Origin of the sequence: Bradyrhizobium sp., from assembly GCF_016462955.1 — a bacterium.
Lineage (GTDB): Bacteria > Pseudomonadota > Alphaproteobacteria > Rhizobiales > Xanthobacteraceae > Bradyrhizobium.
Genome location: NZ_JAEMSD010000389.1, coordinates 1 through 6,539 on the forward strand (window position 1 = coordinate 1; position 6,539 = coordinate 6,539).

General features: G+C 61.4%; 3 protein-coding genes and 5 pseudogenes. 5 read left to right on the forward strand and 3 right to left on the reverse strand.

The window, feature by feature from the left end; all coding sequences use genetic code 11:
* Both JHD07_RS29220 and JHD07_RS29225 read left to right on the forward strand, forming a co-directional pair.
* Positions 1-482, forward strand: a 482-nt coding sequence (locus JHD07_RS29220; RefSeq protein WP_291628473.1) for a nucleotidyl transferase AbiEii/AbiGii toxin family protein, incomplete at its 5' end; no start/stop codon positions are given.
* Positions 483-695: 213 nt separating this feature from the next.
* Entirely contained in the window at positions 696-1,022 is a 327-nt protein-coding gene (locus JHD07_RS29225) for a WGR domain-containing protein (protein ID WP_024343427.1), read from the forward strand.
* Between the two features lie 114 nt (positions 1,023-1,136).
* Here the strand turns inward: JHD07_RS29225 and JHD07_RS29230 are convergent.
* A pseudogene (locus JHD07_RS29230) lies at positions 1,137-2,418 on the reverse strand (IS701 family transposase).
* A gap of 332 nt (positions 2,419-2,750) precedes the next feature.
* On the opposite strand from JHD07_RS29230, the pseudogene JHD07_RS29235 reads away from it, so the two are divergent.
* Positions 2,751-3,390, forward strand: a pseudogene (locus JHD07_RS29235) (ISNCY family transposase); the annotation flags it as partial.
* Positions 3,391-3,447: 57 nt separating this feature from the next.
* Here the strand turns inward: JHD07_RS29235 and JHD07_RS29240 are convergent.
* Together JHD07_RS29240 and JHD07_RS29245 are read right to left on the reverse strand one after the other, a co-directional pair.
* A pseudogene (locus tag JHD07_RS29240) lies at positions 3,448-3,950 on the reverse strand (IS66 family transposase zinc-finger binding domain-containing protein); the annotation flags it as partial.
* A gap of 266 nt (positions 3,951-4,216) precedes the next feature.
* Positions 4,217-4,366: pseudogene (locus JHD07_RS29245) on the reverse strand (ISNCY family transposase); the annotation flags it as partial.
* Between the two features lie 144 nt (positions 4,367-4,510).
* Here JHD07_RS29245 and istA point away from each other — a divergent pair.
* Together istA and JHD07_RS29255 are read left to right on the forward strand one after the other, a co-directional pair.
* Positions 4,511-6,047, forward strand: a pseudogene (istA, locus tag JHD07_RS29250) (IS21 family transposase).
* Positions 6,048-6,062: 15 nt separating this feature from the next.
* Positions 6,063-6,539 (forward strand): ATP-binding protein (locus JHD07_RS29255; protein WP_291628475.1); only part of this gene is annotated, 477 nt, incomplete at its 3' end.

The window sequence follows — 6,539 nt, forward strand, 5'->3', positions numbered from 1 at the left end:
TCGCCGATCTATACGCCGGCAAGCTCGTCGCGGCGCTCGACCGGCAGCATCCGCGTGACCTCTTCGATGTCCGCGATCTGCTCGCCAACGAAGGCATCACAGACGATCTCCGCAAGGCGTTCATCGTCTACCTCATCAGCCATGACAGGCCGATTTCCGAGGTCGTGGTTCCTCGTCGCAAGGACATCCAGCACGAATTCACGCACGGCTTCGAGGGCATGACCGCCGACGAAGTAACCTTGGACGAGTTGCTCGAAGCTCGGGAGACGCTAATCGCCGAAATCGCCGGAAAAATGCCACAAGCGCACAAGGATTTCCTCATGAGATTCAAGCGCGGCGAGCCGGATTGGAGCCTGCTGGGCGTCCCTGGCGCGGCGGACCTGCCGGCGGTGCGCTGGAAGCAGATCAATCTGGACAAACTTCCTTCCGCGCAACGGGCGAAGCTCGTCGCGCAACTCGAGGAAGTCTTGCGCAATGCCTGAGGTCGGACGAGGGGATCTCCGTCGAGCGCGCGCGGGCCGACTTGTTCAGACGACATCTCCAGGGAGTGCGCCAGCTTGCGGGCTTTAGCTCAGCCGCCTATCCCTAGCCTGACCTCGACTGTCTCGTTGCCTGCATAAATTTTCTGAATCGTTGGCGCGGATCGATTCATTTATTTAATTGGACGCTCGATTCGGTAATTGCGATTCTGGCGCATGTCCGAACTCACCGTGCAATATCTCGTGCTCGAGCGTCGCGATCCGGCCCGTAACATGGCGCGGTTCTATGTGCTCACGATCGAGCCGACGCTCTTTGGCGATACCGCATTGGTGCGTGAATGGGGCCGTCTCGGTGGGCGCGGTCGACGGCGGCTCGATCTATTCGATGGTCAGGTGCAGGCCGTCGAGGCTCTTGAGTCCTGGCTCAGGCGCAAAACCCGCCGTGGTTACGTCCAGCGGCACTTTCCGTGCCTGGAGCCAGCATGCGACACGCTGCAAGCTGCCCGATCTGGACAAAATGCTAGTGCAAGTATATCAAAGTAATCCTAAGTCCTCTGCGGCCACATTCCAAGAGTTGCAAAAGTATTCCATAATCAATATTATGCGAATCACGGATGTAGACGCTCATTAGAAAGGTCACCATCCTCCCCATTAGCACTACTTTGGCAGAATGTGTTTTCGCCAGTGTTTTTCAAGGATAGGATGAGATCGACGATGGCGTGACGTATGGCGGGCTGGTTGGTTGAGGCGGAGGACCGTTGATTCTTTTTTTCCGCTCCGCGTGTGCGAGGCGACAATGTTGCAGGAAGGCGTAGGCAATCATTGTCATCAGCGCGTGGCGATGAAGACCCTGCCAAGATCGCCCTTCGAAGTGATCAAGTCCAAGCTCCTCCTTCAACTGCTGATGGGCCTGCTCACAAATCCATCTTGCCTTTGATGGTGGCGGCCAGTGTGCGCATATCCGTCGCCGCAGGAAGATTGGCAAGATAGTATTTCTTCTCCCCTGAGGCACGTTGCTCGCCAATGAGCCAGGCTTCGTCGCCCGGGAGATGCTGCTGACCCTTATCCCAAATCCGCTGAGGAGGGCCGTCGGCGGCGCGGACACGGAGAGCTGCAAATCGAGCTCGTTCCGCTGCGCCAACTCACGGTTTTCCATTTGGCGCTGGCCAGCATTTGTTCTGCCGCAATCGATAAGATATCGGGTACGTGGTGCTTTCGTGGTTTCCCGCGGACTTTGGTAAGCGGCCAAATGAGCTTCACATCGACCGGATACACTTTCAGGTGCCGGGGGATACCGACAGCCCACGCGAGCCCGCGCTCTGTTAGCCCTTGTCGAAACGGTGCGCTGAGCCCGTATCCTGCATCCGCCAGCACACATCCAAAGCGCACGTTGGCTGCCATCGCGCGGTCAATCTCGGCCAAAGCAATCTCCTGGCGTTCGGTGTTCGACTGGCACGCGAGCGCGTTTCAAACGAGACACGTCGTTTGTCCAACTGTCAGGCAGAAACAGACGTAACGCGACCATCACTGGCACTTCGCCGCGCGCAAGCGTCAAAGACACCAGCGTTTGGCAATTTGCCGTTTTGCCGAGAGCCGACGCGTATTGAGCAGCAACACCAACCGAGCGTTCACCCTTCTTCGGCAGTGAGGTGTCATCAATAACCCGCACCGCATCCCTGCCGCCGACAAGTCGGTCCGCCTGATTGAGCAGCTCTGTCTCCAGCGGCGTCGCCTCCCAGACACCTCCGCAATGAAATGGTGCAACTAATCGTAGTTGCCCGTGGCAAGGCGCTCTGCCATTGGCTGAACGCTCTTGCGATCGCCAGGACCAATCAATCCCGCGACATACAGAGGACACATCCGCTGCCGGGTCTTATGACCCAGCCGGTCCAAGAAACGGCATCAGCCAGCGTTCGAGTTCGTCTTCCCATCCCGCCATGGTCAGCCCTTCAAGAGCTGACCACCCATGATCATTGAAAAATCGATTCGGGAATCCTATAAAACGCGACAAAATCAACATTCTGCCAAAGTAGTGCTAGAGATGTCACGATCGGACTTGTCTAAGGCATGGGCCTGGGGGTTTTGAGTGATGACGGTGCTGTCGATGAGCCGGGCTGAGATCGACCGGGTGCATGTGTTGCGGGATGTTGTGGCGGAACGGATACATTGCGAGAGGCAGCGCAACTGCTTCGGCTCACATCGCGGCAGGCACTCCGGCTGACGCTTGCTGCAGAGAAGCGGGCGGAGCGGCATGGCTTGCATTTCGGCGTTGAGACGGTGCGGCGCTGGATGCTGGTGGACGGGATTTAGAAGGACCGCCGGCAGCGGTTGAAGCCGGTGCACCAGCCGCGGCATCGCCGCGATTGCGTTGGCGAGTTGGTCCAGATCGACGGCTCCGAACACTGGTGGTTTGAGAACCGCGGCCCGCAATGCACCCTGCTCGTCTTCATCGACGACGCCACCAGCCGATTGATGCATCTGCAATTTGTCGAGACGGAGTCGACCTTTGACTACTTACGGCGACGACCGCCTATCTGAAGCGCTACGGCAGCCCATTGCGTTCTACTCAGACAAGCACGCAACGTTCCGGGTCAACAAGGTCGGCGCCACCGGCGGCGACGGGATGACGCAGTTCGGCCGCGCGCTGCACGAGCTCAACATCGATATCATTTGTGCCAATGTCCCACAGGCCAAGGGGCGCGTGGAACGAGCCAACGGCACACTGCAGGACCGCCTGGTCAAGGAGATGCGGCTGGCCGGAATCTCGACCATCGAGGCCGGCAACGCGTTCCTGCCGGCGTTCATGGCGGACTATAATCGCCGTTTTGCCAAGGAGCCGTTCAACGACAAGGATCTTCACCGGCCCTTGGCTGCGCACGACAACATCGACGATGCCTTTGCCTGGAAGGAACTCCGGCGGCGGCGAATGCCAACGTGTGGAGCTGGAAGCTCGCCTGGCGCGGCAGTTCTCCCAGACCGTCTCGATTACCTTCCACTGGCGCGGCACCACTTCCAGCGTCCGCGTGACGTCTTCCCCGAGCTTGCGCAGACGGTTGCTGCCGCAGCATCACAAGCTGTCGGCGGATCAATCACCACCCGTTCCCGTGGCAGATGCTCAGGGAAGGTCTGACGCTCGGGGCGCTTACGTGTAAATCCGCGCACCGTCGTCATCTTGGCCACGGCCCGCTCGGCCGCAAGCTCGTCCTCGGTGGCGTTTGCTTCCAGCTCTTCGAACGTCAGCGCCAACTGCTCGATCAGGCGCGAAGAACGCTCCGCCCGTTGCCCATAGATCTGATGCTTTAGCTTGGCGATCTGCAGCTTCTGCTGTGCGATCAGCGCCTCGTCTTCCGACGCTTTCGCACGAGCGACAGCGAGCTCGGCAGCTACTTCCAAACCCCTCGCGCGCTCGGCTGCCAGCGCCGCCTTCGGGGCGGTAACGTCGCCCGGAGCAGCGTCGCGATCGGCATCCATGCGACGCAGTGAATCACAGATTGGACGCGCTAGGACTCTTGAGGGTTCTGTGAGGTCGCCGGGCAAAGGCCAGCCGCGCGCTCTGTCGTAGCCTGCGACCTCATAGAAGCCGGATTGAACGAAGCCGCGGAGTTGTGGGCGCTATGGGGATAGTGCAGCCAGTGCGGCTGCCGAGAAGGCGCGCCTGTGGTCGCCGCGCGTCGGCGAGTCAGTGATCGGATGTGAGGGGCCCGATTGATCGGGCCAAGGGCGCGAGCAAGGGGCTCTGCAAAGCGCAAGTGCATCAAACGACTGGTCGCATCATCGATGAAGACGAGCAGGGTGCAATGTGGGCCGCGATCCTCGAACCACCAGTGTTCAGAGCCGTCGATCTGAATCAACTCGCCCACACAGTCGCGACGATGCCGTGGTGCGTGTTCCAGCCGATCGTGATCACCGATTCCAGGCGATCGTGATCGCTATTTCCAGCGATCGCGATCAGGGGCAATCAGGAGGCGCGCACCGCTGACAGTCTGCAACCCGGGTAGCTTGGGTCTTTTGCCTAACCGCAGAGGATCGAGATGCCGACCGAGAGACTGTCCATGCGCCACATTCGCGAAGTTCTACGCCTGCACTACAGCGTCGGCATGTCGCAACGCGCCGTTGCCCGCAGCCTCGGCCTGGCCCAGGGCACGGTCAGCAAATACGTGAACCAAGCCCGCCGCGCTGACCTGACCTGGCCGTTGCCGCCGGAGCTCGATGACGACGTCCGGCTCGAGAATCGCCTGTTTCCGCCGCCGTCCGATCGGCCCAGCGACGAGCGTCCGCATCCGGACTGGGCGCTTGTGCATCGCGAGCTGCGGCGCCCGAACGTCACGCTGATGCTCTTGTGAGAGGAGTATTGCGACGCAAACTCCGACAGCTTCAGCTATGCGTGGTTGCGAACGCTACAGGGAATGGGCCGGCCGTCTCAAGCCAACCCTGCGCCAGGTTCATGTCGCCGGCGAGAAGCTGTTCGTCGACTATTCCGGCCACACCATGGAGGTGGTTGACGGGCTCACCGGTGAGGTGCGCAGCGCGCAGATCTTCGTCGCCGTGCTCGGCGCCTCGAACTACACCTACGCCGAGGCCAGTCTCAGCCAGGGCCTGCCGGGCTGGATCGCCTCGCACGTTCGGGTATTTGCCTATTTCGGCGGCGTGGCCCGGCAGACGGTGAGCGACAATCTCAAGGCCGGCGTCACCCGGGCCTGCTTTCACGAGCCGATGGTCAACCGGACCTATGCCGATCTCGCCCGCCATTACCGCACCGCTATCGTACCGGCACGGCCGTATCGGCGGCGCGACAAAGCCAAGGTCGAAGTCGGGGTCCAAATCGTCGGGCGATGGATTCTGGCGCGCCTGCGCAACCGCCGCTTCTTCTCGCTTGCCGCCCTCAACGAGGCGATCCACGCGCTGCTCGTCGATCTCAACAATCGACCGCTCCGGAGCTGGGGACGAAGCCGGCGCGACCTGTTCGAAGAGCTCGATCGCCCGGCGCTTACCCCCTTGCCAGATGAACCGTACGAGTATGCCGAGTGGAAGCGCTGCCGGGTCAACCTCGATTATCACGTTGAGATCGCCAAACATTACTACAGCGTCCCTCACAGCCTCGTACATCAGGAGGTCGAGGCTCGGATCACCCAAAAGACCGTCGAGATATTCCTCCATGGCAAGCGCGTGGCCTCGCATCTGCGCAGCACCTTACCGCATCGCCCGACCACGATTTCCGAGCATATGCCGAGCTCGCATCGCCGCTATCGCGACTGGACCCATGAGCGTATTCGTTCCGAAGCCGCCAAGGTCGGCCCCGACGCCGACACCCTGATCGATGTCATCCTGCGGTCGCGGCCGCATCCGGAACAGGGCTTCCGCTCGGCTATCGGCATTCTCGGGCTGGTCAAGCGCTACGGCCAGGAACGCGTCGACGCCGCCTGCGCCCGGGCCCTCCTGCTCAACGCCCGTTCGTACAAATCGGTCGCCGCCATCCTCAAGAACGGCACCGACAGAACCGCGCCTCCCGCCGAGGAGGCGCCCATCCTCTTCCACGCCAACATCCGTGGCCGCAGTTACTACAATTGATCAGGAGAGATCAGCATGCTTATTCATCCCACCGTCGATCGCTTGCGCTCCCTCGGCCTCGCCGCCATGGCCGATACCCTCGCCGAACTGCAGAACAACCCAGAGGCGGCCGGGATGCCGCACGCCCATTGGCTCGGCCTCCTCGTCGATCGCGAGGTCACCGCCCGCGACAACCGCCGCCTCACGCGCCGCTTGACCAGTGCCAAGCTCCGTCAAGTCGCCGCCATCGAGAACGTCGACTATCGCACCGCTCGCGGCCTTGACCGTTCGCTCTTCCAAACCCTCGCCACCTGCCAATGGGTCCGTGAGGCCAACCACCTGGTCATCGTCGGCCCAACCGGCACCGGCAAGTCCTGGCTTGCCTGTGCGCTCGGCAACAAGGCCTGCCGCGACGGCTTCTCCGTCCTTTACAAGCGAACATCCCGCCTGTTCGCCGATCTCGCCCAGGCGCGCGGCGAAGGCCGTCTGGCGCGCCTGATCGCCGCCCTGGAA